The following is a 252-nucleotide window of genomic DNA, read 5'->3' on the forward strand; positions in this document are numbered from 1 at the left end:
GATTTGCAGTGGGCAACAGCCGCTGTTTCATCGGAAGGAACGGACATCGTGAAGTTACACATTTCAAAGTTTCCGCAATCAGCTGCCAATGACGTAATGCTTGATCGCCTGGAGCGAATCGCTCGCGGAGAACTCGAAGCTTCCGACACTGACAAACGTTTCTACACTCACGAGATAAGGGAGTTCGAAAGATTCAGAGCCTTAGGCTTTGGTGATACCGAGATGCCAGAGATCGGGTCACCGATCTGGAAT

General features: G+C 50.0%; 1 protein-coding gene. It reads left to right on the plus strand.

Features of this window, described 5'->3' with window-relative positions:
* The coding region (locus AAEY83_RS17105) for a hypothetical protein (RefSeq protein WP_351061057.1) at positions 1 to 252 on the plus strand (252 nt) is incomplete at both ends.

It is taken from the genome of Psychrobacter sp. TB20-MNA-CIBAN-0197 (assembly GCF_040309765.1).
GTDB classification, from domain to species: domain Bacteria; phylum Pseudomonadota; class Gammaproteobacteria; order Pseudomonadales; family Moraxellaceae; genus Psychrobacter; species Psychrobacter submarinus.